This is a genomic window from Streptomyces sp. NPDC050704 (genome assembly GCF_040654355.1).
Classification (GTDB): domain Bacteria; phylum Actinomycetota; class Actinomycetes; order Streptomycetales; family Streptomycetaceae; genus Streptomyces.
In genome coordinates this window covers 36,221-59,225 of the sequence record NZ_JBFAHW010000064.1, presented here as the reverse complement: position 1 = coordinate 59,225, position 23,005 = coordinate 36,221, and the positions used below count along the sequence as shown (strand labels likewise).

23 protein-coding genes and 3 pseudogenes are annotated in these 23,005 nt (G+C 68.9%); 7 read left to right on the top strand and 19 right to left on the bottom strand.

Translation table 11 applies throughout. The features are described 5' to 3' along the window. Positions 1–96: pseudogene (locus tag AB0I18_RS31950) on the top strand (twin-arginine translocation signal domain-containing protein); the annotation flags it as partial. Between the two features lie 71 nt (positions 97–167). On the opposite strand, the gene AB0I18_RS31945 reads toward AB0I18_RS31950, so the two are convergent. The 4 genes from AB0I18_RS31945 to AB0I18_RS31930 form a co-directional block, all read right to left on the bottom strand. Further along, on the bottom strand, positions 168–464 hold the full coding sequence (locus tag AB0I18_RS31945) for a DUF3039 domain-containing protein (RefSeq protein WP_363109106.1): 297 nt from the start codon (positions 462–464) through the stop codon (positions 168–170). 113 nt (positions 465–577) lie between these two features. After that, complete coding sequence (locus AB0I18_RS31940) at positions 578–952, bottom strand: transposase (protein WP_363109105.1); 375 nt, start codon at positions 950–952, stop codon at positions 578–580. Beyond that, entirely contained in the window at positions 949–1,824 is an 876-nt protein-coding gene (locus AB0I18_RS31935; protein ID WP_363109104.1) for a transposase, read from the bottom strand. Before AB0I18_RS31935 ends, AB0I18_RS31940 begins: the two co-directional genes overlap by 4 nt. 254 nt (positions 1,825–2,078) lie before the next feature. Continuing rightward, positions 2,079–2,651 (bottom strand): YqgE/AlgH family protein, encoded by a 573-nt coding sequence (locus tag AB0I18_RS31930; RefSeq protein ID WP_363109109.1) that lies wholly within the window; start codon positions 2,649–2,651, stop codon positions 2,079–2,081. A gap of 281 nt (positions 2,652–2,932) precedes the next feature. Here AB0I18_RS31930 and murA point away from each other — a divergent pair, with 281 nt between their 5' ends. Then, positions 2,933–4,279 (top strand): UDP-N-acetylglucosamine 1-carboxyvinyltransferase, encoded by a 1,347-nt coding sequence (gene murA / locus AB0I18_RS31925; RefSeq protein ID WP_363109103.1) that lies wholly within the window; start codon positions 2,933–2,935, stop codon positions 4,277–4,279. 108 nt (positions 4,280–4,387) lie between these two features. On the opposite strand, the gene AB0I18_RS31920 is transcribed toward murA, so the two are convergent. The 3 genes from AB0I18_RS31920 to AB0I18_RS31910 form a co-directional block, all read right to left on the bottom strand. Next, positions 4,388–4,669: an HU family DNA-binding protein gene (locus AB0I18_RS31920; RefSeq protein WP_105974351.1), complete on the bottom strand. Its 282-nt coding sequence runs from the start codon at positions 4,667–4,669 to the stop codon at positions 4,388–4,390. A 452-nt stretch (positions 4,670–5,121) separates the two neighbouring features. After that, positions 5,122–6,549: an NAD-dependent malic enzyme gene (locus AB0I18_RS31915; protein WP_363109102.1), complete on the bottom strand. Its 1,428-nt coding sequence runs from the start codon at positions 6,547–6,549 to the stop codon at positions 5,122–5,124. Positions 6,550–6,915: 366 nt separating this feature from the next. After that, positions 6,916–9,150 (bottom strand): UvrD-helicase domain-containing protein, encoded by a 2,235-nt coding sequence (locus AB0I18_RS31910; RefSeq protein WP_363109101.1) that lies wholly within the window; start codon positions 9,148–9,150, stop codon positions 6,916–6,918. Between the two features lie 15 nt (positions 9,151–9,165). Between AB0I18_RS31910 and AB0I18_RS31905 the strand changes: the two genes are divergently transcribed. Beyond that, entirely contained in the window at positions 9,166–9,306 is a 141-nt protein-coding gene (locus AB0I18_RS31905; RefSeq protein WP_363109100.1) for a hypothetical protein, read from the top strand. Between the two features lie 68 nt (positions 9,307–9,374). Here AB0I18_RS31905 and AB0I18_RS31900 read toward each other — a convergent pair whose 3' ends face one another. The 3 genes from AB0I18_RS31900 to AB0I18_RS31890 all read right to left on the bottom strand — a co-directional run bounded on the left by AB0I18_RS31900 (position 9,375) and on the right by AB0I18_RS31890 (position 11,575). Next, positions 9,375–10,148 carry a zf-HC2 domain-containing protein gene (locus AB0I18_RS31900; RefSeq protein WP_363109099.1) on the bottom strand — a complete coding sequence of 258 codons (774 nt, stop codon included), beginning with the start codon at positions 10,146–10,148 and terminating at the stop codon, positions 9,375–9,377. 38 nt (positions 10,149–10,186) lie between these two features. Then, positions 10,187–10,708 (bottom strand): sigma-70 family RNA polymerase sigma factor, encoded by a 522-nt coding sequence (locus AB0I18_RS31895; protein ID WP_221357382.1) that lies wholly within the window; start codon positions 10,706–10,708, stop codon positions 10,187–10,189. Positions 10,709–10,981: 273 nt separating this feature from the next. After that, the gene (locus tag AB0I18_RS31890) at positions 10,982–11,575 is read right to left on the bottom strand and encodes a CGNR zinc finger domain-containing protein (RefSeq protein ID WP_363109098.1); all 594 of its coding nucleotides are present in this window, start codon (positions 11,573–11,575) and stop codon (positions 10,982–10,984) included. 233 nt (positions 11,576–11,808) lie between these two features. Between AB0I18_RS31890 and AB0I18_RS31885 the strand changes: the two genes are divergently transcribed. Next, positions 11,809–12,408: an anthrone oxygenase family protein gene (locus tag AB0I18_RS31885; RefSeq protein WP_363109097.1), complete on the top strand. Its 600-nt coding sequence runs from the start codon at positions 11,809–11,811 to the stop codon at positions 12,406–12,408. On the opposite strand, the gene AB0I18_RS31880 is transcribed toward AB0I18_RS31885, so the two are convergent. Next, positions 12,360–13,529 carry a uroporphyrinogen-III synthase gene (locus AB0I18_RS31880; protein ID WP_363109108.1) on the bottom strand — a complete coding sequence of 390 codons (1,170 nt, stop codon included), beginning with the start codon at positions 13,527–13,529 and terminating at the stop codon, positions 12,360–12,362. The two genes, AB0I18_RS31885 and AB0I18_RS31880, sit on opposite strands and share 49 nt — an antisense overlap. 182 nt (positions 13,530–13,711) lie before the next feature. After that, a complete protein-coding gene (locus tag AB0I18_RS31875) occupies positions 13,712–15,094 on the bottom strand; it encodes a nitrate/nitrite transporter (protein WP_363109096.1) in 1,383 nt (460 codons plus the stop codon). A gap of 574 nt (positions 15,095–15,668) precedes the next feature. Between AB0I18_RS31875 and cpt the strand changes: the two genes are divergently transcribed. After that, positions 15,669–16,199, top strand: a complete 531-nt coding sequence (cpt, locus tag AB0I18_RS31870; RefSeq protein WP_363109095.1) for a chloramphenicol phosphotransferase CPT — start codon at positions 15,669–15,671, stop codon at positions 16,197–16,199. 40 nt (positions 16,200–16,239) lie between these two features. Here cpt and AB0I18_RS31865 read toward each other — a convergent pair. Both AB0I18_RS31865 and AB0I18_RS31860 read right to left on the bottom strand, forming a co-directional pair. Beyond that, positions 16,240–17,439, bottom strand: a pseudogene (locus AB0I18_RS31865) (helix-turn-helix domain-containing protein). 144 nt (positions 17,440–17,583) lie between these two features. Continuing rightward, positions 17,584–17,815, bottom strand: a pseudogene (locus AB0I18_RS31860) (ATP-binding protein); the annotation flags it as partial. An 18-nt stretch (positions 17,816–17,833) separates the two neighbouring features. Between AB0I18_RS31860 and AB0I18_RS31855 the strand changes: the two are divergent. Both AB0I18_RS31855 and AB0I18_RS31850 read left to right on the top strand, forming a co-directional pair. Next, entirely contained in the window at positions 17,834–18,286 is a 453-nt protein-coding gene (locus AB0I18_RS31855; protein ID WP_363109094.1) for a DUF5753 domain-containing protein, read from the top strand. 8 nt (positions 18,287–18,294) lie between these two features. After that, entirely contained in the window at positions 18,295–18,489 is a 195-nt protein-coding gene (locus tag AB0I18_RS31850; protein WP_363109093.1) for a DUF397 domain-containing protein, read from the top strand. Between the two features lie 522 nt (positions 18,490–19,011). Here AB0I18_RS31850 and AB0I18_RS31845 read toward each other — a convergent pair. From AB0I18_RS31845 to AB0I18_RS31825, 5 genes are all read right to left on the bottom strand, one after another. Then, positions 19,012–19,443: an SgcJ/EcaC family oxidoreductase gene (locus tag AB0I18_RS31845; protein ID WP_363109092.1), complete on the bottom strand. Its 432-nt coding sequence runs from the start codon at positions 19,441–19,443 to the stop codon at positions 19,012–19,014. A gap of 396 nt (positions 19,444–19,839) precedes the next feature. Further along, positions 19,840–20,538: a hypothetical protein gene (locus AB0I18_RS31840; protein WP_363109091.1), complete on the bottom strand. Its 699-nt coding sequence runs from the start codon at positions 20,536–20,538 to the stop codon at positions 19,840–19,842. 35 nt (positions 20,539–20,573) lie between these two features. Further along, on the bottom strand, positions 20,574–21,182 hold the full coding sequence (locus AB0I18_RS31835; protein WP_363109090.1) for a hypothetical protein: 609 nt from the start codon (positions 21,180–21,182) through the stop codon (positions 20,574–20,576). Between the two features lie 93 nt (positions 21,183–21,275). Then, positions 21,276–22,523 (bottom strand): hypothetical protein, encoded by a 1,248-nt coding sequence (locus AB0I18_RS31830; protein ID WP_363109089.1) that lies wholly within the window; start codon positions 22,521–22,523, stop codon positions 21,276–21,278. 89 nt (positions 22,524–22,612) lie between these two features. Further along, positions 22,613–22,930, bottom strand: coding sequence for a hypothetical protein (locus AB0I18_RS31825; protein WP_363109088.1), 318 nt, complete (start codon positions 22,928–22,930; stop codon positions 22,613–22,615). Positions 22,931–23,005 lie beyond the last annotated feature (75 nt).

Sequence of the window (23,005 nt, the reverse complement as noted above, 5' to 3'; positions counted from 1 at the left end):
ATGCCGCTGAACCGCCGGAAGTTTCTGAAGAAGTCCGCTGTGACCGGTGCCGGGGTCGCGCTGGCCGGTGCGGCAGCGGCGCCGAGTGCTCAGGCCCCGCATCGGGGCGCCGCGGCCGTGCTCCGCTCTCGTCCTACGCGCCGTACCGCACCGAGGCGCGCCGGGCGTTACTTGTCGTCGCCGCCCTTGCCCTGGTCGCCGCCGGCGCCCATGGACTCGTAGATCTCCTTGCACATGGGACAGACCGGATACTTCTTCGGGTCGCGGCCCGGGACCCACACCTTGCCGCAGAGCGCCACGACCGGCGTGCCGTCCAGCGCGCTCGCCATGATCTTGTCCTTCTGGACATAGTGGGCGAAGCGCTCGTGGTCACCGTCGCCGTGCGACGTCTGCGGTGCCGGCTCTACGAGGGTCCCCGTCCCAGTACCTCGCTGGGGCTGGGTCTCAGGCTCAAGAGTGCTCATAACCGCAAGAGTAGTCAACTACTCGTCGTTGAAGCGACGGGCTTGCTGCTCGGGTTCACCGATGGCTCGGTGGTCCCGGCTGCGTCCAGCTCTCACACTCGATGGTGTCGCGGTCAGGCGATGAGGGTGAGGGCAGGGGCCTGTGACTCGGCCCCGCGGACCCACGCGTACCAGCCTCGGTGGCTGATGTTGTGGGACGCTCCCCCACGCTCGGCTTCGCTCGCGCGGGAGGTGCCCCCCTGGTCAGCGTGCTCAGCGAAGCCGCACGACCGGCAGACGAACACGGCCTGGGAGGGCCGGTTGGCTTTCTCGATGTGGTGACAGCGGGAGCATTCCCGGCTGGTGTACGCCGGATCGACGTACACCACCGGGACCCCGGCGCGTTTCGCCTTGTAGGCGATGAACGCGCCGAGCTGGTGGAACGACCAGGAGTGCAGCGTGACCCGCTGGGGCTTTCTCAGCCGTGCCCGTCCGCGGATGCCCGTCAAATCTTCCAGGGCGATTCCGCGACCGGTGCTCCCCCACGCTCGGCTTCGCTCGCGCGGGAGGTACCCCCATTCGCCTCCGCCACGATGCGCTTGCTGATCTTGTGATTGAGGTCGCGGGCCCGGCGTTTCTCCTTACCCGCGTGCTTCTTCGCCCGCCGCCTGGCGGACTTGGTGTTCTTCGTCTGCAGCTTGGTGCGCAGCGTGCGGTCCGCTGCACGGCACTGGTTCAGGCGGCGCCCGCTGTACCGCTCACCGGTGGAGGCGGTGGCGATGTTGACGATGCCCAGGTCCACCCCGACGAACCCCACCGGGTGGGCGTTCTGCCCGGCCTCGGCGATGTCGCAGGTCACCAGCAGATACCACTGCCCGCCCCGGCACAGCAGATCGGACTCACCTCTGCGATGCGCGGCCACCACCGCCAGCTGCCCCGGCTCACGGGTGAACGCGACGTTTCTCATCCGCCCGGCCACGGTCCAGATCGACAGCGTGCGCTGCTGGTGCTGCCAGGACAGCATCCGGTCGTCATAGGGCTGAGCGGCGTCCGCGCGGAAGGCGACTGGCTTGCCGGCCGCCTTCTCGTACCGCTTCGAGCCGGGCCTGCCGTGGTTTCCGTTGCGGAGGTTGGCGCGCAGCGTGGTGTAGGCGTCGCAGGTCTTCTTGATCGCGTGCTGGGCGGCCTGCGCCCCCAGATTCCACCGGGTCTTGATCTGCTGGTAGGTGTGCTTGCGCAGGGCCAGGGGTTTGGCCGCCCGCTCCTCGAAGGCGACCTGAGCGGCCCAGGTGGCGGCCTCGTTGCAGGCATGCAGGGTCGCCGCAAGTGCCGCCGCCTGCACGGGCGTCGGCAGGAGTTTGACCCGCACCACCAGCTTCATGACCAGGAACGTACACACCCGTACGAGCAGCCACCACGCGTTCCCCTCCCCTCACCCGAACGAGCGACCACCCCCGCCCCACGGCCACAGCGCCCAGCACGCCCCGGCTCCGCCGAGAAGTCACCCAGCCGCCCCGCGGCCTGTCGCCCCCGGCCCGATCTCCGCGGCGCCCCGCACCGCCACCACCAGATGCGATTCCTCCCTGGACGTGAACGCCGGGGTTCCTCGCAAGAACAGGCTGAAGCCGACGCGCATCAGTTGAGCGAAGGGTCGTCCGGATATGTGGCCACCATCGCCAGGTCGCTGCGCTGGCGGCGCAGCACCTCGCGCCACAGCCGCTCCGGAGCGGGCGACGAGACGTCACCGGGCTCGGACTCGACGACGTACCAGGCTCCCTCGCCGAGTTCGTCCTCCAGTTGACCGGGGCCCCAGCCCGCGTACCCGGCGAAGATCCGCAGCGAACCCAGCGCCGAGGCCAGCAGCTCCGGCGGGGCCTCCAGGTCCACGAGTCCGATCGCGCCGTGCACCCGGCGCCAGCCGAGCGGAGCCCGCTCCCCGGACGCGCCGCCCGGGATCACGGCCACCCCGAGTGCCGAGTCGAGCGAGACCGGGCCGCCCTGGAAGACGACGCCGGGCTCACCGGCGAGGTCGGCCCAGCCCGAGAGGATGTCGCCCACGTCCACGGGCGTCGGGCGGTTGAGGACGACGCCCAGGGAGCCCTCCTCGTCGTGGTCGAGGAGCAGCACCACAGCGCGGTCGAAGTTCGGGTCCGCCAGGGCGGGAGTGGCCACGAGCAGCCGCCCTGTGAGCGAGGACACCTCGGTCATGCGAGACATGATCCCGCATCTTCCCCGCCAGGGGGGAGGCAATGCCCGTACCCGAGTGAATGCAGCTCAGGGCGTACAGGTGCAGGTGGAGCGCATGGGCGCGCCCGTGACCGCGTGTGTCCGGCGGGGAGCGGTTCGTGTTGTGGCAAAGCTATGACGTCCCTGGGGCGCCCTTGGGCTTACTGAAGGGGGGTAGGCGGCCATTACGCTTGCTTCTTCGGCTCGGCCCGACAACCCAGCTTTCCCCTGTCCCCCGTCCAACTCATCGGAACGCGAGATACATGACCGTCAACGGCTCAGATGACGTACTCCTTGTCCACGGCGGCACCCCGCTGGAGGGCGAGATCCGTGTCCGCGGTGCGAAGAACCTCGTACCGAAGGCCATGGTCGCCGCGCTGCTCGGCAGTGCGCCGAGCCGGCTGCGCAACGTCCCCGACATCCGCGACGTGCGCGTCGTGCGCGGGCTGCTGCAGCTGCACGGAGTGACGGTCCGTCCGGGAGAGGAACCGGGCGAGCTGATCCTGGACCCGTCGCACGTGGAGAGCGCGAACGTCGCCGACATCGACGCGCACGCGGGCTCGTCGCGCATCCCGATCCTGTTCTGCGGCCCGCTGCTGCACCGTCTTGGCCACGCGTTCATCCCGGGTCTCGGCGGCTGCGACATCGGCGGCCGGCCGATCGACTTCCACTTCGAGGTGCTGCGGCAGTTCGGCGCGACGATCGAGAAGCGGTCGGACGGCCAGTACCTGGAGGCTCCGCAGCGGCTGCGGGGCACGAAGATCCAGCTGCCGTACCCGTCCGTGGGCGCGACCGAGCAGGTGCTGCTGACGGCGGTCCTGGCGGAGGGCGTGACAGAGCTCTCGAACGCGGCCGTGGAGCCGGAGATCGAGGACCTGATCTGCGTTCTGCAGAAAATGGGCGCGATCATCGCGATGGACACCGACCGGACGATCCGGATCACCGGCGTCGACTCGCTCGGCGGCTACACCCACGCGGCCCTCCCGGACCGCCTGGAGGCCGCCTCGTGGGCTTCCGCGGCGCTGGCGACCGAAGGCAACATCTACGTCCGCGGCGCCCAGCAGCGCTCGATGATGACGTTCCTGAACACCTACCGGAAGGTGGGCGGGGCCTTCGAGATCGACGACGAGGGCATCCGCTTCTGGCACCCGGGCGGCCAGCTCAAGTCGATCGCCCTGGAGACGGACGTCCACCCCGGCTTCCAGACCGACTGGCAGCAGCCGCTCGTCGTCGCCCTCACGCAGGCGACCGGCCTCTCGATCGTCCACGAGACGGTGTACGAGTCCCGCCTCGGCTTCACCTCCGCGCTCAACCAGATGGGTGCGCACATCCAGCTCTACCGCGAGTGCCTGGGCGGCTCGAACTGCCGCTTCGGCCAGCGCAACTTCCTGCACTCCGCGGTCGTGTCGGGCCCGACGAAGCTCCAGGGCGCCGACCTGGTGATCCCCGACCTCCGCGGCGGCTTCTCCTACCTCATCGCGGCGCTGGCGGCCCAGGGCACCTCCCGCGTCCACGGCATCGACCTGATCAACCGCGGCTACGAGAACTTCATGGAGAAGCTCGTCGAGCTCGGCGCGAAGGTCGAGCTGCCGGGCAAGGCGCTCGGATAACACCCTTCCCGCGTACGACGATGGGGCGGCCACCCGGATGATCGGGTGGCCGCCCCATTCGCGTACTGCTCTGCCGTGTGCCGTCCCGTGACGCGGGCGGCGTTGGCCTTACTTGCCCTTGGCGGCTTCCTTGAGCTTGCTGCCCGCGGAGACCTTCACGCTGTAGCCGGCCGGGATGTTGATCGGGTCGCCGGTCTGCGGGTTGCGCGCGGTACGAGCGGCACGGTGCGTGCGCTCGAAGGTCAGGAAGCCGGGGATGGTGACCTTCTCGTCACCCTTGGCGACGATCTCGCCGACGGTCTCGGCGAACGCGGCCAGAACGGCGTCGGCGTCCTTGCGGGTCACCTCGGCGCGGTCGGCCAGCGCGGCCACCAGCTCACTGCGGTTCATGTTGTTACTCCCGTGTTCTTCTTGCCGTTGAGGCGTGCCACGCGGCGGAGCCGCATATTGGGCACAGCGAAGTCGATGCTGCCAGGGTCCTCGGTCGGTCCCCGGACCCGGGTCCGTAGCCAGACCCTCGCGCCCGAAGACGCATCCTGCCCCCACCTGCGGCGGGAAAGCCAATCCGGCACCCCTGGGAGTCACACGAACACCCTTGGGAGTCACACGCAAAGGCCTGCACTGCCCGAGCCTGGCCGCCACCCTAAAGGCGGCCACAGTCCGAGCCTCCCACGACGCGCCGGAACCGCACCGCCGTGGCCACTGTCACAACACCCCGCACCCCTTCCGGCAGACGCCCCGTCAAACTGGCGCCCCGTCAGGCAGGCGCCCCTTTAGGGGCGCGGGGAACTGCGCGACCAGCCCCCACGGCCCGCAGCCGAAAACACGAGCCGGGGCGCCCCTCAGGGGGCCGTGGGCGCCGAAGCGCCCGCGGCTTTGGCCGCCGTGCGGACCGCGCCAGCGACCGCGCCCGCGACCTTCTCGTTGAAGACGCTGGGAATGATGTAGTTCGCGTTGAGCTCGTCCTCGGTGACCACGTCGGCGAGGGCGGTCGCGGCGGCGAGCATCATCTCCGTGTTGACCGTGCGGGACTGCGCGTCCAGGAGACCGCGGAAGACACCCGGGAAGACCAGCACGTTGTTGATCTGGTTCGGGAAGTCGGAACGGCCGGTGGCCACGACGGCCGCCGTCTGGCGGGCGATCGCCGGGTCGACCTCGGGGTCGGGGTTCGCGAGCGCGAACACGATCGCGCCCTCGGCCATGGCGGCCACGTCGTCGCCGTCCAGGACGTTCGGGGCCGAGACGCCGATGAAGACGTCCGAGCCCCGCACGGCCTCCTTCAGCGTGCCCGTGACGCCCTCGGGGTTGGTGTTGTCGGCGATCCACCGCAGCGGCGAGTCCGGGGCGGCCTCGACCAGGTCCTCGCGGCCCGCGTGCACGACACCGTGGATGTCGGCCACGACCGCGTGCTTGACGCCGGCGGCGAGCAGCAGCTTCAGGATGGCCGTACCGGCCGCGCCCGCACCGGACATGACGACGCGGATGTCGCCCATGGCCTTGCCCGCGACGCGCAGGGCGTTCGTCAGGGCGGCGAGCACGACGATCGCCGTACCGTGCTGGTCGTCGTGGAAGACCGGGATGTCGAGGGCCTCACGCAGCCGCGCCTCGATCTCGAAGCAGCGGGGCGCCGAGATGTCCTCCAGGTTGATGCCCGCGAAGCCCGGCGCGATGGCCTTCACGATCTCGACGATCGCGTCGGTGTCCTGGGTGTCCAGGCAGATCGGCCAGGCGTCGATGCCGGCGAACCGCTTGAAGAGGGCCGCCTTGCCCTCCATCACCGGCAGGGCGGCCATCGGGCCGATGTTGCCCAGGCCGAGCACGGCCGAGCCGTCCGTCACGACCGCGACCGAGTTGCGCTTGATGGTCAGGCGGCGGGCGTCCTCGGGGTTCTCGGCGATCGCCATGCACACCCGGGCGACACCCGGCGTGTAGATCATCGAGAGGTCGTCACGGTTGCGGATCGGGTGCTTGGACTGCATCTCGATCTTGCCGCCGAGGTGCATCAGGAACGTACGGTCGGACACCTTGCCGAGCGTGACGCCCTCGATGCCGCGCAGCTGTTCGACGATCTCGTCCGCGTGCGAGGTGGACGTCGCCGCGATGGTGACGTCGATCCTGAGCTTCTCGTGGCCGGAGGCCGTCACGTCGAGGCCGGTCACCGAGCCTCCGTGGGACTCGACGGCCCCGGTGAGCTGGGAGACCGCGGTTCCGCTTGCGGGCACCTCCAGCCGGACCGTCATCGAGTAGGAGACGCTGGGCGCCGTTGCCATGGCCGACTTCCTCTGCTTTCACCGTGTACTGCGAGCGTTACCGGCTCGCGAGTTTGCCGTCCGATCGTCGCACCTACCGCGGAGTACGTGGTAGCCGCCCCGGATTGCGAACGTTTTGTTCACAACGAAGTGAGGTCCACGTCACCGGGTGACGTGGACCTCTGGTACTTCGTCGTGCGCGTTCAATGACACCGACCCGCCATGCTCGCCTCGCGGCAAGTGGTCGCTCGTAGCGACGAAGGTTGGGCCCGGGGGCTTGGATCGGGCCGGTGCCATGTCCAAGGTAACAAACGAATCCCGTAAGGCAATTCCCGTCCCGAGAGTTCGTTCCGCGGCCACACGGTCGGACCCGTCGAAGCCACCCGGTCAGTCCCGGAGCAGGTCCGGAACGCCGTCCGCGTCGGGCACGTCCCGGTCGGCCGAGACCACCGTCAGCTGCTGGGTGGCCCGGGTCAGGGCCACGTACAGCACGCGCAGCCCCGCGGGGGACTCGTCGGCGATCTCCGCCGGGGAGACGACCACTGTGGCGTCGTACTCCAGTCCCTTGGCCTCCAGGCTGCCGAGGGCCACCACGCGGTCCCCGAGCGCGGCCAGCCAGCGCGTGGCCTCCGCGCGCCGGTTCATGGCGACGACGACGCCGACCGTGCCGTCGACCTGGTCGAGCAGCCGGGCCGCCTCCTCCCGCACGGTCTTGCCCAGGGTTCCGCGTACGACGGTGAACCGCGGCCGTACGCCCGTCGAGCGGACCGCGGACGGGGAGTCGGAGCCGGGCATGGCGAGGGCCAGGACCTTGGCCGCGAGTTCGGCGATCTCCGCCGGGTTGCGGTAGTTCACGGTGAGCGTGAAGCGGCGGCGCGGGCGGCTGCCGAGGGCCTCGTCGCGGGCCTCGGCGGCCTCGTCCGGGTCCGACCAGGACGACTGGGCGGGGTCGCCGACGACCGTCCAGGTGGCGTGCCGGCCACGGCGGCCGATCATGCGCCACTGCATGGGCGTGACGTCCTGCGCTTCGTCGACGATGACGTGCGCGTACTCCGTACGCTCCTGGGCAAGCCGCTCGGCGCGCTCGCGCTGCGTCTCCTCGCGTACGGGCATCAGCTCGTCCAGGCCCGTGAGCTGGTCGAGCGGGTCGAGGTCGCGCTTCTTGCGGGGACGGGCCGGGGTGCCGAGGATGGCGGTCAGCTCGTCGAGCATCGCCACGTCGTGCACGGAGAGCCCGTCCCGCTTGAGGGAGCGCGCCACCCGCCGTACCTCGCCGGGGTTGAGGATTCGCCGCGCCCACCGGCCGAGCCGCTTCTCGTCGGCCATCGCCGCCAGGACGGAACCCGGCGTCAGTTCCGGCCACCAGGCCTCGAAGAACGCGATGAAGCTGTCCTCGGAGCTGACGTCCTCGTCGAACGACGAGCGCAGTTCCGCCGCCAGCTCGGGGTCGGAGTGCCGGGTCCCGGCGCCGGACCGCGACCACAGGGCGTCGAGCAGCAGTTTGCGGGCGCGCGGGCGCAGCAGGTTCACCGGCGCGGTCCCGGAGAGCGCGTTGTCCCGGATACGGGCCAGTTCGGGCGCCTCCAGCTCCAGCCGGCGGCCGAAGGCGACGACGCGCAGGCGGTTGGTGGGGGTGGCGAGGGCCTGCGTTTCGTCGTCCTGCGGTTCGTCGTCACCGAACGCGAGCTGACCCGAGGGCTGGGGGGCGGCGCCCGGTGTCTCCAGCGCCCCCCGGGCCGCCTTCCGCAGCACCCTGAGCATCCTGTACGACCCCTTGGCGCGCGCCACCGCGGGCGCGTCGTACAGCGTGGCCTCGGCGCCGTCGACCAGGGAGCCGACCGCGCGGATGGCGACCTGGCCCTCCTCGCCGAGGGACGGCAGGACGCCTTCCGTGTACGCCACCAGCAGGGGCGTGGGCGAGACGATCAGGATGCCGCCCGCGTACCGGCGGCGGTCCTGGTAGAGCAGGTAGGCGGCCCGGTGCAGGGCGACAGCCGTCTTGCCGGTCCCCGGCCCGCCCTCCACGTACGTCACCGACGCGGCGGGGGCCCGGATGACCATGTCCTGCTCGGCCTGGATGGAGGCGACGATGTCCCGCATGGTGTGGCTGCGGGCCTGGCCCAGCGCGGCCATCAGGGCGCCGTCGCCGATCACCGGCAGCTCACGCCCCTCGATGGTGGCCTTCAGTTCCGGGCGCATCAGGTCGTCCTCGACCCCGAGGACCCTGCGGCCCTTGGAGCGGATGACCCGACGGCGTACCACCCGGCCGGGATCGACCGGGGTGGAGCGGTAGAACGGCGCGGCCGCCGGGGCCCGCCAGTCGATGACCAGCGGCGCGTAGTCGGAGTCCAGGACGCCGATCCGGCCGATGTGGAGGGTCTCCGCGATGTCGGCCGTGCCGTCCTCGCTGACGGCCCCCTCCGCCGGTTCCACGGCGGTGTACGCGCCGTCCGGGCCCTTCTTGCCGTCCTTGCCGAGGAGCAGGTCGATCCGTCCGAAGAGGAAGTCCTCGAACTCGTTGTTCAGGCGGTTGAGATGAACCCCCGCCCGGAACACCTGGGCGTCGCGCTCGGCGAGCGCACCCGGCGTTCCGACCTGTCCGCGCTTGGCGGCGTCGTTCATCAGGAACTCCGCCTCGTGGATCTTTTCCTCAAGGCGCTGGTACACCCGGTCAAGGTGCTCCTGCTCGACACCGATCTCCCGGTCGCGTACCGAATCGCCTACCGGATCAAGCGCCGTTTCCTGCTGAACCTGAGCGGCCACCGGGCCCCCTTCTGACGTGCATGGCAGCCGTCAACCGTACGCGAAGGGGAGCCCGTCAGGCTACGTATCCGCTCTGGATCGTGTTACACGTTCACCTCTACCAGCCGTTTGCCCGCGAAGGTCATGACCTCGAAGTGGTCGATGTCGGCCGGGTCCATGGCGACGCCACCGTGTACGTAGAGCGGCTTCTTGGCCTGCTCGGTGGTGGCGTTCTTGATGCCGTAGCCCCACTTCGGGACCGCCCAGGAGGTCGCCGTCTCCCGCTCGCCGTTCTTGCCGACGGCGATGAGGGAGCACTTCTCCGGCCCTTTGACGTTCTTCAGCTCCAGGACCGCGTGGGTCCCCCAGGCCTTGGATTCCATCCCGACCGTGGCGCTGACCTGGGTGCTCGCGTCCGTGGCCTTGACCTTTTCGGTCATGGTCCTGAACGCGTCCTCGGCGGGAGCCGTGGAGTGCGTGGGCTGCTGGGCCTGCTGCTCCGTCTCGCCGCCGGTGACGGCGATCGCGGCGATCGGGCCGCCGATGATCAGGGAGGCCGCGAGCCCGAAGAAGGCACGCCGGCTCCTCTTGGCGCGAACACGGCGCTCGGACACCTCGCCGACCAGACGGTCCGAGAGCTGTGGACTCGGGCGGGCGGCCAGCGACTCGCCGATGGCCGGGGTGCCGACTGAGCCCGGCAGATCCGCGAGGGCGGCCAGCATCGGCTCCATGCCCGCGAGCTCGTCGAGCTGCTGGGCGCACCACTCGCAGGTGGCGAGATGCGCCTCGAAGGCGGTCGCCTCCGCGTTGTCGAGGATGCCGAGAGCGTAGGCGCCAACGGTTTCGTGCAGATCGCCCGGTCCCTGCGCACTTTGCATGGGTCCAGGACTACCCGTTCCGTATCCCCCGTATGTGCTCATGCCGTCACCCCCCGCTCTTCCAGTGCGAGCTTCATCGAACGCAGGGCATAGAACACCCGTGAGCGGACCGTGCCACTGGGTATTCCGAGCGTCTCGGCTGCCTCATTTACGGTACGCCCCTTGAAGTACGTCTCGACCAGTACCTCCCGGTGGGCCGGGGTCAGGTCCTCGAGCGCGTCAGAGAGTGTCATCAGCCACAACGCCTTGTCGATCTCGTCCTCCGCGGGGATGACCTCCAGCGGTGACGGGTCCACCTCCTGAGGCCGGGCCTGCCGGCTGCGGTGGCCGTCGATGACGATGCGCCGCGCGACCGTCACCAGCCAGGGGCGTACCGAACCGGTCGCTCGGTTGAGCTGACCGGCGTTCTTCCAGGCACGGATGAGCGTCTCCTGCACGACGTCCTCCGCGCGCTGCCGGTCCCCCGCGACCAGCCGCAGCACATAGGCGAGCAGAGGACCGGCGTGTTCGCGATACAGCGCACGCATCAGCTCCTCGTCCGGTTCCGAGGGCTGGGACATGCGATGTCGGGCCCTCGGCGATCGTTCATCGGCCACGGCGGAATCCTTGCGCACGCCTACCTCCGGTGTCCGGGGGATCCCCCAGTCGGTCGCTCATCACCGGATACGGGCGGAGGTGCTGCGCTGTTCAATGTGCACGGATTTCTTTCTGCGGAGCGCGGGACGAGAGAGGGTCAACTCTCTTCACATGCCCCACATTTGTTTCACGGGGGCTCCACCGGGGGATCCTAGCCCGCGCGAACGCAGCTACATACCCGCGGGTTTGCCGCGGCCCTAGGCCCGCGCGAGCGCCGCTCTGCGCCGGTGCCGGGCAACCCTCTCCCGGTTGCCGCACACCTCGCTGGAGCACCACCTGCGACGACGCCCCCGGGAGGTGTCCAGGTACACGATGGGGCAGCTGTCCCCCTCACACTGCCGGATGCGCGCGCGGGCGACGGGATCTGTGAGAAGTTCCACTGCGTCGCGGGCGATCGCCGCGAGGAGGGCCGCGCAGGCGGGCGGGCCGTCCAGGGCGCGGACCAGTGAGCCGTCGGCGTGCCGCACCGCGCGCGGTGCCGGCGGTGCGGGGCGGGCGAGTTCGTTGACGCGGGCCAGCGCGATCTCGAAGGGCCGGGAGTCCGGGGAGGGTTTCCCGCGTACCAACTGCCCGATATGTCCACGCAGTTCGCGGAAGCCCACGAGCCAGGACGAGTCGGCCGCCGCCAGCGAGGTGCCCACCGGCACGAGTCCGGATCCGCTGATCCAGGCCCGCAACGGCTCGACCGATTCGAGCCGTTCCTCGGGGTGGGTGGTCGCCAGGAGATCCAGGCTGATCCGCCCGGAGTCGAACCGCAGCTCGTACGAGGCCGTGGCCGTGCCCAGTGCCATGTGCCTGTCACCGCCTAGAAAGTGCCGCCGTGAGGGATCGGCGAGGGTGTGAGGAGGTAGGGAGTCGGTGAGGGGTCCGTCTCCTACAGTGCCTCCCCGCACGCGCCGCCGGAACCCCCAGTAACGCCTTGGCCTCCGTACAGCCATACGGCCGTACCGCCCTGGACGCCCGCTTATGCGCGTGCGCGTCCCGGCCATGTCGCGGGGCCGGGCCCGCCGGTTGACTCGTAACCATGACGAACACGAACTGGAACACGACAGCGAGCACGGCGGCGAACAAGGAGCGGCGGACGACGGCCGGGGGCGTCCTGCTGGCCGCCACGATCGCCACGGGCCTGATGGCCGGACTCTTCGGCACGTACGCGGACAACGTGATGCCGGCACTGGCCCGCAGCGACGACCGCGTCTACATCGAGGTCATGCAGAACATCGACGACGTCATCCAGAACCCGGTGTTCCTGCTGATCTTCAGCGGCGCACTGCTGCTGACGGCCGTCTCGGCCTGGCAGTTGCGCGGCTCACCACGTCTTCGGTGGTGGGTGTTCGCGGCATTTGTCGCGTACGCGCTCGCGTTCCTGGTAACCGTCGGCTTCAACATCCCGCTGAACACCGACCTCGTGGACGCCGGCAATCCGGCCACGATCGCCGATCCGGCCGCCGTGCGCGAGGACTTCGAGGACCCGTGGGTGGCCTGGAACGCCGTACGGACCGTGCTGCACGTCCTCGCGTTCGCCCTGCTGACTCCGGCGCTGGTGCGGTACGGGCGGCACGGCCGGAGCCGGCGTCAGCCGCCGTACTTGGAGTCGGCGGCCGGGTCGAGCGCCAGCCGGTAGCCGCGCTTGACGACGGTCTGGATGAGCTTCGGCGCACCGAGGGCCGTACGCAGCCGGGCCATCGCGGTCTCCACCGCGTGCTCGTCCTTGCCCGCGCCGGGCAGCGCCCGCAGCAGCTCGGCCCGGGCAACCACCCAGCCGGGCCGCCGGGCCAGCGCCCGCAGCAGCGACATTCCGGCGGGCGGTACGGGCCGCAGCGCGTCGTCCACCATCACGGCGTGCCCGCGGATCTCCACCCGGTGGCCGGCGATCGGCAGCGTACGAGCCCTGGACGGCAGTTCCTGACACAGGATCTGTACGAGAGGGCCGAGCCGGAAGCGTTCCGGCTGGACCGTGTCGACGCCGCGGGCCTGCAGCGGCAGCGCGGTGACCGGGCCGACGCAGGCGGGCAGCACATCGTGGTTGAGGGCGGCGAGCAGCTCGGGCAGCAGCCCGCGGTCCTCGGCGCGGCCGAGGAGCGAGGCGGCGGCCGGCGCACTGGTGAAGGTCAGCGCGTCGAGACCCCGGCTGACCGTGGCGTCGAGCATCCGGTCGACGGGCCCGATGTCCTCCGGCGGCATCCACCGGTACACGGGGACACCGACGACCTCCGCGCCCGCCGCCCGCAGCGCCTCGACGAAACCGGGCAGCGGCTCGCCGTGCAGCTGGATCGCGATCCGGCGCCCCTCGACCCCTTCGTCCAGCAGCCGGTCGAGTACCTCGGCCATGGATTCGGAGGACGGGGACCACTCCTCGGTGAGCCCGGCGGCCCGGACCGAGCCCTTGACCTTGGGCCCGCGGGCCAGCAGCTCGACTCCCTGGAGAACGGCGAGCAGATCCTCGCCGAGCCCCCAGCCGTCGGCGGCCTCGATCCACCCGCGGAATCCGATCGCCGTGGTGGCGACCACGATGTCCGGGGCCTCGTGGAGCAGCTGCTTGGTGGCCGCGAGCAGCTCACTGTCGTCGGAGAGGGGCACGATGCGCAGGGCGGGGGCGTGCATGACGACGGCCCCGCGCCGCTGGAGGAGCACACCGAGTTCGTCGGCGCGGCGGGCGGCGGTCACACCGACGGTGAACCCCGCGAGAGGGCTCTGGTCCTGTCGGCCCGGGCGCGGCTCTGGTCGCTGCTGTTCCTCGTACATATGGCTCTGGCTCTCGTCCCGCTTGAGTGGTGTTCCGTCCTGAGTCACCCGCTGGGTCTGGGGGCGTCACGCTCCGGGCGTCGTCCTCCGCACGCCCCGTGGCTGCACGCCTTCATGCGGTCGACCGAGCCTGTCAACGGTGCGTGACAGACTCGGTTCCGCTTGATGTCGGACGTGTTACGTCACACCTCAGCGTAGCTGAGCTGCGACTTCGCCTCGGAAGCCGTCGAGGCCGAGGGCTGGGGGGCCGCCGGGCGACGAAGGTATACGGCCCAGGTGACCACGAAGCAGACCGCGTAGAAGGCGAGGAAGGCGACGAAGGCACCGGTGCCGGAACCGTAGGAGAGGAAGGACTGCCGGAAGGCGAGGTTGATACCGACGCCGCCGAGCGCGCCCACGGCTCCGATGAGCCCCATGGAGGCTCCGGACAGCCGCCGCCCGTACGCGGCAGCCGCCTCACCGCTCAGGCCCTTGGCGACGGCCTTGGCCTGGAAGATGCCGGGGATCATCTTGTACGTCGATCCGTTGCCGAGGCCGGTCAGCACGAAGAGCGCGATGAAGGCGACGGTGAAGAGCGCCAGCGACTTCTGCATGGAGGCGACGATGATGACGCCGGTCGCCGCGCCCATGGCGACGAAGTTCCACAGCGTGATCTTCGCGCCGCCGTACTTGTCGGCCATCCAGCCGCCCACGGGCCGGATCAGCGAGCCGAGCAGCGGACCGATGAAGGTGACGTACGCCGCTTCCAGCGGGGTGCGCCCGAACTGGTTCTGCAGCACCTGGCCGAAGGCGAAGCTGTAGCCGATGAACGACCCGAACGTCCCGATGTAGAGGAAGGACATGATCCAGGTGTGCCCGTCCCGCGCGGCGTCCTTGGCCGCGCCGGTGTCGTTCTTCACGGACGAGATGTTGTCCATGTAGATCGCGGCGAGGACGGCGGCGACGACGATGAGCGGGATGTAGATCCCGAGCAGCACACGCGGCCCACCGCTCGCCCCGATGACAGCGAGAGCGGCGAGCTGGATCACCGGTACGCCGATGTTGCCGCCGCCCGCGTTGAGGCCGAGGGCCCACCCCTTCTTCCGCAGCGGGAAGAAGGCGTTGATGTTGGTCATGCTGGAGGCGAAGTTGCCACCGCCGATACCGGCGAGCAGGCCGACGAGCATGAAGGTGGAGTACGAGGTTCCCGGCTCCATGACGGTGAACGCGGCGACGGTCGGCACGAGCAGCAGGGCCGCCGAGACGATCGTCCAGTTCCGCCCGCCGAAGATGGCGACCGCGAAGGTGTAGGGCACCCGCACGACGGCGCCGACCAGCGTCACCATCGACGTGAGCATGAACTTGTCGGCCGGGGTCAGGCCGTACTCGGGGCCCATGAAGAGCACCAGCACGGACCACATGGTCCAGATCGAGAACCCGATGTGCTCGGAGAGAACCGAGAAGAGCAGGTTCCGCTTGGCGACCTTCTCGCCAGTCTCGTTCCAGAAGGCCTCGTCCTCCGGATCCCAGTGCTCGATCCAGCGGCCTCCCCTGCTCTGTGCGGGGGCTGTACTAGGGGCTGTCATGACGCCTCCACGGTTCTCCGGTGCTCAGATGTCGTGCTTGGGGACTGAGTCACGAAGGTAGGGAGGGTGCGTTTCCGGCCTGTGGCTGTGGGTGACCGCCGGGGAACGTTGCTCTCACCCTGGGACGGGGGGCGCGGTGAGGGTTTTTTCGGGGGGTGGGGGTTTTCTGCTGGTGAGGGGGGTGGTGGGGGTGCGGGGGCTGGTGCTGGGGCCCGGGTGAGCCCGGGGCTGGGATTGAGGGTACGCCTGAGGTCGAGGGCGGGGTGGGGGGCGGCTGGGGGTGGGGGTACGGCTGCGACTGAGGGTGCGGGTATGGCTGCTGGGGGTGAGGCTTTGGGGTACGGGGCGGGGTAGTGATGGGGGCTTGGCCGGCTTACGGGCTGATGGCATACGGGCTGGGGTACAGGGGCCCGCCCACCGAAGGACTCGACCCGGGAACTGCCGGTGACGGCTCCGCCAGGCGGGCTCCCGCTAGTGCTCTGACCGGGAAGGTTCGCCGGGTTGTGGCAGGCGGTGCAGGGTTCACGGAAATCCGTTTCGAGCGTTGCCCCGGTGCCTCTACTGTGGCGCGGTGATGACTCAGGTGATCGTTGTCAACGGTGGTTCCAGCTCGGGGAAATCCGGGATCGTTCGGTGTCTGCAGGCAGTCCTGCCGGATCCGTGGCTGGCCCTCGGGACAGACGCGCTGGTTGAGGCAATGCCGGCGTCCATGCAGGCGTCGGATGGCGGGATCGAGTTCGCTCCGGACGGAGAAGTGGTCGTCGGTCCTGAGTTCCGAACGCTGGAAGCGGCATGGATCGAGGGGGTCGCCGCGATGGCGCGTGCGGGCGCCCGGGTCATCGTCGATGAGGTCTTCCTCGGCGGAGCGTACTCACAGCAGCGGTGGCAGGAAGCCTTGCGTGAATTGCAGGTGCTGTGGGTCGGCGTCAGGTGTGACGCTGCGGTGGCCGCAGGCCGTGAGGTCGCACGAGGCGATCGGACCATCGGGATGGCTGCATCCCAGGCGGACGTGGTCCACCAGGCTGTGGCCTATGACCTGGAGGTGGACACCACACATGCGGAGGCGATGGAGTGCGCACGGACCATCGCCGCGCATGTCAAGTGATCGACAGCCAGGCTGTCTGCCGCTGTGAGGCCGGGGCGAGTCAGGCGGCGGTGGTGAGGGGGCGTCCGCCCCAGCGGATGCCCTTCTCGCTGCGGATGCGGGCGCGTTCCTTGCGCTGGGCGGCCAGGACGTCGGGGTGGCGGGCGTTGGCGTTGCGCCAGCGCAGGTAGGCGTGCAGGGCCCGGGTCTGCGCGGGGTGGCTGCGGTGGTGGGAGTTGGCGATGGTGAACTTCCGCAGCGGTCCGAAGTGGGCCTCGATCGGGTTGGCCCAGGAGGCGTAGGTCGGGGTGAAGCACAGCTCGACCTTGTTCTTCTTCGCCCAGCGGCGGATGTCCGCTCCGGTGTGGGCGGAGAGGTTGTCCAAGATGATGTAGATCGGTTCTCACAGACGTACAGCCGCGCGGTCGCCCGCCTCGGCGGAACCGTCGTCGGCGTGACCGCGGCCACCGCCGTGGTGAGCGCCGTCGGGCCGGGCGGTGCGGATCGACTTCAGCGCGGCCAGGGTGTTGGCGGTGCCCTTGCGTCGGCGGTTGACGCCCCACAAGCGGTCGTCGCCGACGGAGTAGCAGCCGTGGAAGTAGGTGACGCCGTGGGTGCGGCGGTAGGTCGCCGGGAGCCGGTCGGGCCTGCCCTGCTTCGCCCAGCAGGAGCCGGCGGTGGGCCGGATCCCGAGCGGGCCGAACTCGTCGAAGGCAAAGACCCGGTCCGGGAAGTGCTCCAGGACGTGCTCTATCCGGTCGAGCTTGACGTCGCGTTCGGGATCGGGGGACTCCTTCCAAGTCTTGGTGCGCTGGAAGGTGATGCCGCGGCGCAGGAGCAGGCACCGTAAGGCTTCCCGGCCGATGTGGATGATGCGTCCGTGCACGCGGCGCAGGTAGGCGGCGAGTTTGCGGATCGACCAGCGGGTGAAGGGCTGGCCGAGCTTGGTGGGGCGGGTGGTGGCCGTCTGGACGACGAAGTCCTCGTCGTCATCACTGAGCAGGCGGGGACGGCCTCCCGCCCATCGAGGGTCCAGGCAGGCCAGGCCGATCTCGTTGAACCGGTGGATCACCTCCCGCACCGTGTCCTCGTCGGCCTGCACCAACTGGGCAATCACCGGCACGCGGTTCCCGCCGGCGGACGCCAGCAGCATCATCGCCCGCCGGTAGCGCACCGAACTGACACTGCCCCGGCGGACGATCTGCTGCAGCTTCTGCCCTTCCTGATCGGTCAGTCTGCGCACCCGCACAGGCTCGGCCACCACACCTCCAGCGGTCGGAACGAACGTCACCACCCATCCAACCGTTCCAACCACCAAACCGGCGAACCTACGCGGTCAGAGCACTAGCCGGGCTCTGGTGGGCCTAAATTCATTACGGCCAGCGGGGTCGCTGCCATCGCGCGACTACTGACCGCGACAGCCCCTCCCGCCAACCTCGAACCACAGCAGCTTGCCCGCACTCCCGTAGCGCTTGTCACCAACCGGCCACCCACCCCACACGTCCGCGCACTGCCGCACCAGCAGCAGCCCACGCCCACCCGCAATCGCCCGCCCCCAGCGCGGTCAGCCGCAGAGATACGGGCCCTTCCGTATGCCGATAGGCGTTGGTGACCGACTCGGACGTCAACAGCTCGGCGATGTTGCCCGAGCAGTTATGCGTGAAGCTGTTCCGCCGCTACGGTCGTACGAGATCGAGCACCGCGTCTCGCACCGCGTGAAGCGCCAGGCCGTCCTCTTCGAGGGAACTCCGACCCCGTACACGGCTGTCGTGCACGAGGCGGCACTGCGCATGGGCTTCGGCGGCCCTGAGACCAGCCGGGCGCAACTCGGCTATCTGCTGGAGATGAGCGAGCAGCCCACGATCACCATCCTGGTGATCCCTTTCGGGGAAGCGGGGTTCCCGGCATCGGGCCAGCCCATCACCTGCACCGTCGGCCCAGTACCAGGGCTCGACACCGTCGTCCTGGACACCGACCACGGCTGCGAATTCCTCGACGCGGACGCGCAGTTGGAGCGCTACCGCTCGGTGCTGGACCGCATGGAATCGCGGGCTCTTCCTGAGCCGAAGTCCCGGGACCTCATCCAGCGCATCGCACAAGACCTCTGAGGAGCCCCATGCCCGAACTCACCTGGCAGAAGTCGTCATACAGTGCCGAAGCGGCCAACTGCGTCTACGTGGCGGCGACCCCCACAGAAACGGTCCACCTCCGCGAAAGCGACGACCCCGAGATCATCCTCTCAACCACCCGCGCCCGCATGAGCGCCCTAATACACACCCTAAAAACACCCCCCTCCACACGCAAGGCCTGACCAATTGGAAGCTTTGGGACATGCAGCACCACCCTCCAATGTCCCAAAGCTTCCAATTACGGCCTTGGGAGCGATAGAGGTGGGGGCGTGCGGGCCTGGTCGAGCGGCTGGTGGGAGGGGCAGTAGTGAGGTTGCCAGACGAGCACCAGTTCGGTGCCGGTCTTGCGGCGGGCCGTCAGCAGCGGACGGGCCTCGCGGATCGCCCCCGAAACGGTGGAGCGGTCCACTCCGTACAACTCGGCCGGCGCCGCGTGTGGCAAGCCCGAGCGCAGCTACACAAGCGGGACCAGAAGCCGGCCCACGAACGCCGGGCTCCGCTTGGGTCCGGCACTCGCACAGCGCCGATTCACGAGAGGTCTGCCACGCGGGGGCGAGCTCTTCAACCAAGTCGCCGGCGTGTGCACGAGAAATCCCCGGCAGGGCAGGCAGGCAGGGCAGGCAGGCAGGCAGGCAGGATGGGAACAGACCGCACGGACCCAGGTTTGCCTCACAACTCGCCTGACCCATGCGGCCCTTCTCACGTCACTGGGTGAGCACCTCTGTGTTCTGGCAGGCGACCAGGCGCCATTGCCCGTCCTCCTTGGCCATCACGTAGAGCGGGGTGCCCGCGTTCCCGATCGGCTCCCCTTCCAGCGTCCAGTACTGTGCGCGCGCCTTGACCGCAGCGACGTCGGGGCGGATGAACAGCACGTCCACCACCTCGTACGTGGCTGTCGAGTCCTTCATGGCGCCAGGCAGCACCTGGTGCGTGAAGGACGAGATCTCATCGCGGCCGGCGAGGTACTTGCCGTGGCCCGTCGTCCAGATCGCGTCGGCCCGGAAGAGACCGACGAACTCCTCGGGCAACTCCTTCTGCTGGGCGTGCTCAAGCGCGGCGATCACCTGCTTGATCGCTTCAATCTCGGCTTGCTGCGTCTCCTGATCAACGGCTGTTGGCTCCATGCCGATCATCATGAAACCTCAACTGGACTTGAGATCAAGGCCCAAAGCGGGGTCAATCGATCCCCAGCTCGTTAGCGACGAGCTGGGCAGGAGGCGGCGGTAGCGGCGGTGCGGTTCGCCGACGCACGGGTCGGAAAGAGCCTGTCGTATACGCGTACGCGGACGAACCCCTTCGCCAAGGGAACTCCGACAAGAGTCGCGGCGAGGCCGGTCACCCAGAGAGCTGGATATCGACTGGAGGTGTTGGCCAAGAGGCCCCGGCCCAGTGCCAGACTTCCGGGCCCCACCGGTCCTTTCCAAGACCAGGGACGACGAAGAGCCCGAGGATGAGGCCCACCATGACGACACATGACAAGCCACGCCGTCGCTTCGTGCCATCCTCTCCGCCTGCGGGAGCCTTTCCCGCGGTCAACGAGCCCCACTCGCCTCGCTCGTTCGTGCTTCCAGCGGATTGTCGAAACTGACCGTTTCGGCGATCTGCTGCAGGATTGCGCGGTACTGCTCGCGGCGGGCCACAGCTGTTGTGCTCAGCGTGAGGACGACGAGACGTTTGCAGTCCGGGTGGGGCAGGTGGGCGTGGATCTGGAGGAGCGCCTGCGGCGGAAGGCCACTGTCGACTGAAGGCGTGCGTACGGTCTCGCTGAACGTGGCTGGGCCGCAGGGCAGTTCGAGGTAGGCGATGTGCGCATGGCCATCAGCAGAAGCCACGGCACGGGCTGCGGTGGCCGCGCGCGATGACACGGCCGTGTCGCGCCAGGAGAGAGTGAGGAAAGAGGACAAGGGCTGACCATTGCCGCCGCCCGCGTCGTCGATGTCGTCGCGGTGCAGACCGATGGAGCAGTGGACGGTACCGATCTCACGCAGCGCGGCCAGCAACTGCTGCCCTTCCGCGACTTGAGCAACGAACCGCTGTCGAGTCACCTCGTCGGGTGCAGCTTCGAGGAACGGGGCGAAGGCGGTACGCAGCTCGTGGGCAGCTGGGGAGTCAGGCCGGGCGAGCAGGATGTCGAGAGGGAGCGGGGTGAAACCTGCGGGTTCAGCGAACCAGATGTCGGCGTCGGGGTCTTTGGCGGAGTCGTCGACGGTGAAGCGGGGGGCAGTGGTCATGGAGTCCTGTCGGTACGCGCGGCTCGGCGCCGACGCTACTGCGGAGCCGACGGGTCGGGCACGTGAGCTCCGGCACGGCGGGCACGCTCAAGGGCGGCGGGGCTGGCGTTCCAGTCGGTGGGGGTGATTCCTCGGCGGCCCGTGGCCGTGCGCTGGTAGAGGAGGTGCAGCCGCCTAGGGGCTTTGCCTCCGCGGCCGGCGGCCGCGACGACGGCGATGAAGCGGGGGTCGCCGGCGAACCAGAGAGGCTCGATCTGGGCTTTCAACTCCGGCTTAGTACGAGAGGTTCCGAAGCGTCGCATCCACCAGAAGGTGCGCATGTTCGCCAAGAAGAGCAACGGAATCTGTTCCTCTGGCTTTTCGGGGTTGGGGATCTCGAACCACATCTCGTCCTCCTGAGCCTGTGGGTGCTTGTTCCGGCCACGGGGGACGTCGGTGAGGAATTGCCAGGGATATTGCTGGAGGACACGCCGAATGTGGAGGGACGGACGAAAGAAGGCAAGTTGGAGAACGGCGCGGAAGGTTGCGTAGACGAGGACAGGAAGAAAGATCCAACCGACCCAGGGTGGGGTCGCCACGATGAGAAAGAGGGCCCCGAACCAGGCGGCGATCCAACCGACGAACCGCCCGACGATCATGATCATGTGCAGGTTCCAGGCCCGTTGAGTCGGTGAATGGCCCCAAGCTGTCGGGGAGTCGGCTGAGTGCATGGGGTGGGCTCTTTCTATGTTCGGGGCTCAGAAAACATGCCGGACGAGGTCGACGAGCGCACCACCATCAACTCCGAGTCGTGCTCCGTCGATGCCTGCCACGGAGCCGTCTTTGATCCCGTCGTCGCCAGCATCCACGGCCTTCGTTACCAGGCCGAAGCCTGCGGTGGCCACGCCGATTGAGGCGGAGGCGAGCTGGACCGATCTGATGGTCTGTTCCGACCGGGCACCCCGAATCGTGAAATTGAGCAGGGAGTTGTCCAGGGCGGAGATGGACTTCGCGTGCTCGATGGTGACAGTACCGAAACGGGCAACGCGCTGGCCGAGCGTGAGGACTTCCCCTGCCTCGCCAGCGACTCGCGCAGCAGCCATAACGCCCTTGCCCGCCGCGCCGACCCCAGGAAGCATGCCGAGGGCGTCACCACCGACCGTTACCAGGTTGCTCCAGAAGTCCGTGTCGAGCTCACCTTTGGTGAATCCGTCCCACAGAGATGCACGCAGTGTTGGATCGCCGAGCACCCGCATCCCCAAGGCCGTAACACTCAACGCCGCCGCAACAAGCAGCAGCACCGCAGCCGCCGTCCCGCCCGTCAGGACGAACAGCGCCGCCAACCCTACGACTGCCGCCACGCCGCTGAGGATGTCCGGCAAGTTCTCGCCGAGCCAGTCCATCGCCGAGTCGAACCACCCCGGTTCCTGCGGAGCCAGCTTCTTCGTTGCGTCGCGGATCTTGCCTGCCCGATGCTGCGCCTGGGTCTCGTGTTCCTCGGCGAGCTTTCGGGCCCTGCCCAGGATCTTCTCCAGGTCGGCTTCCGCCTCGTCGACGGCCGTGTTCGCGCGGGTCAGTGCCTTCTTCGCGTCGTCCTGGGTGACGCCCTTCTTGTCCAGTGCCGGGTCGTCGCCGGCCGTGGTCGCCTTGCCCTTGGCGGCGTCGACCACCGCGCGCGCATCCTTCGCTTCCTCGTCCAGGCGCTTGGCCCGACGCTGGAAGTCGTCGAGCTCGCCCTCCCAGAGGTTGAGCTGCTTGGACGCCTTACGAAGGGAGCGCGCGGCGTTCTTCAGGTTCAGCGGCAGCGGACCACCGTCGAGCTGCTCCCGGAAGGCGACGGCGGCGTCGCCCTTCCAGTAACTGCCATCCATCAGCTTGGTGACCAGGTCACGCGTGTCTTCGAGGACCTTCGCGCAGCTTGCGAGCTTCTTGTGCAGGCCGCTTACCGTCTCGGTACTGCCCGGTACTGGGTTGAAGCCCAGGTGTGGATAGTCGGTGTTCGGCATCCTCGGCGAGGACTTCAGCCCCTGCGGAAGAGGGCTGTTCTTTGCGGCCTCGGATTCAGGGAGGGGCGACGGTTCAAGGCCGGGGGTAGTCACTTCTTGCCGCCGCCTTCACCACTCCTGGCCTTCTTCAACGCCTCTTCAAGCGCCTTGTCGACCTCGCGGTAACTGTCCCGGCTCTTACCGATGATCTTGGCAAGGTCCTCGGTCTGCTTGCCGATCTCCTCCGAGCCGTACTTCCAGTCCTCCTGGAAGTCCTCGCACGCGGAGTCGAGATCATCCGTGCCCAGCCCGGTGATGGTGGCCGCGGACAACGCCTTCCTGACGCCCGTGAGCGAGTCGGTCGATTTACTCAGCATCTTCATGAAACGCCCGAGCTCATCGCCGTCAACAGCCAGCCGCTCCGCCACGCGCCTCTGCTCCCCCGCTCGCCCACCATCCCTGAGAGAGAACGACGCGATCCGCTCTTGGTATCTCCCGGCCAA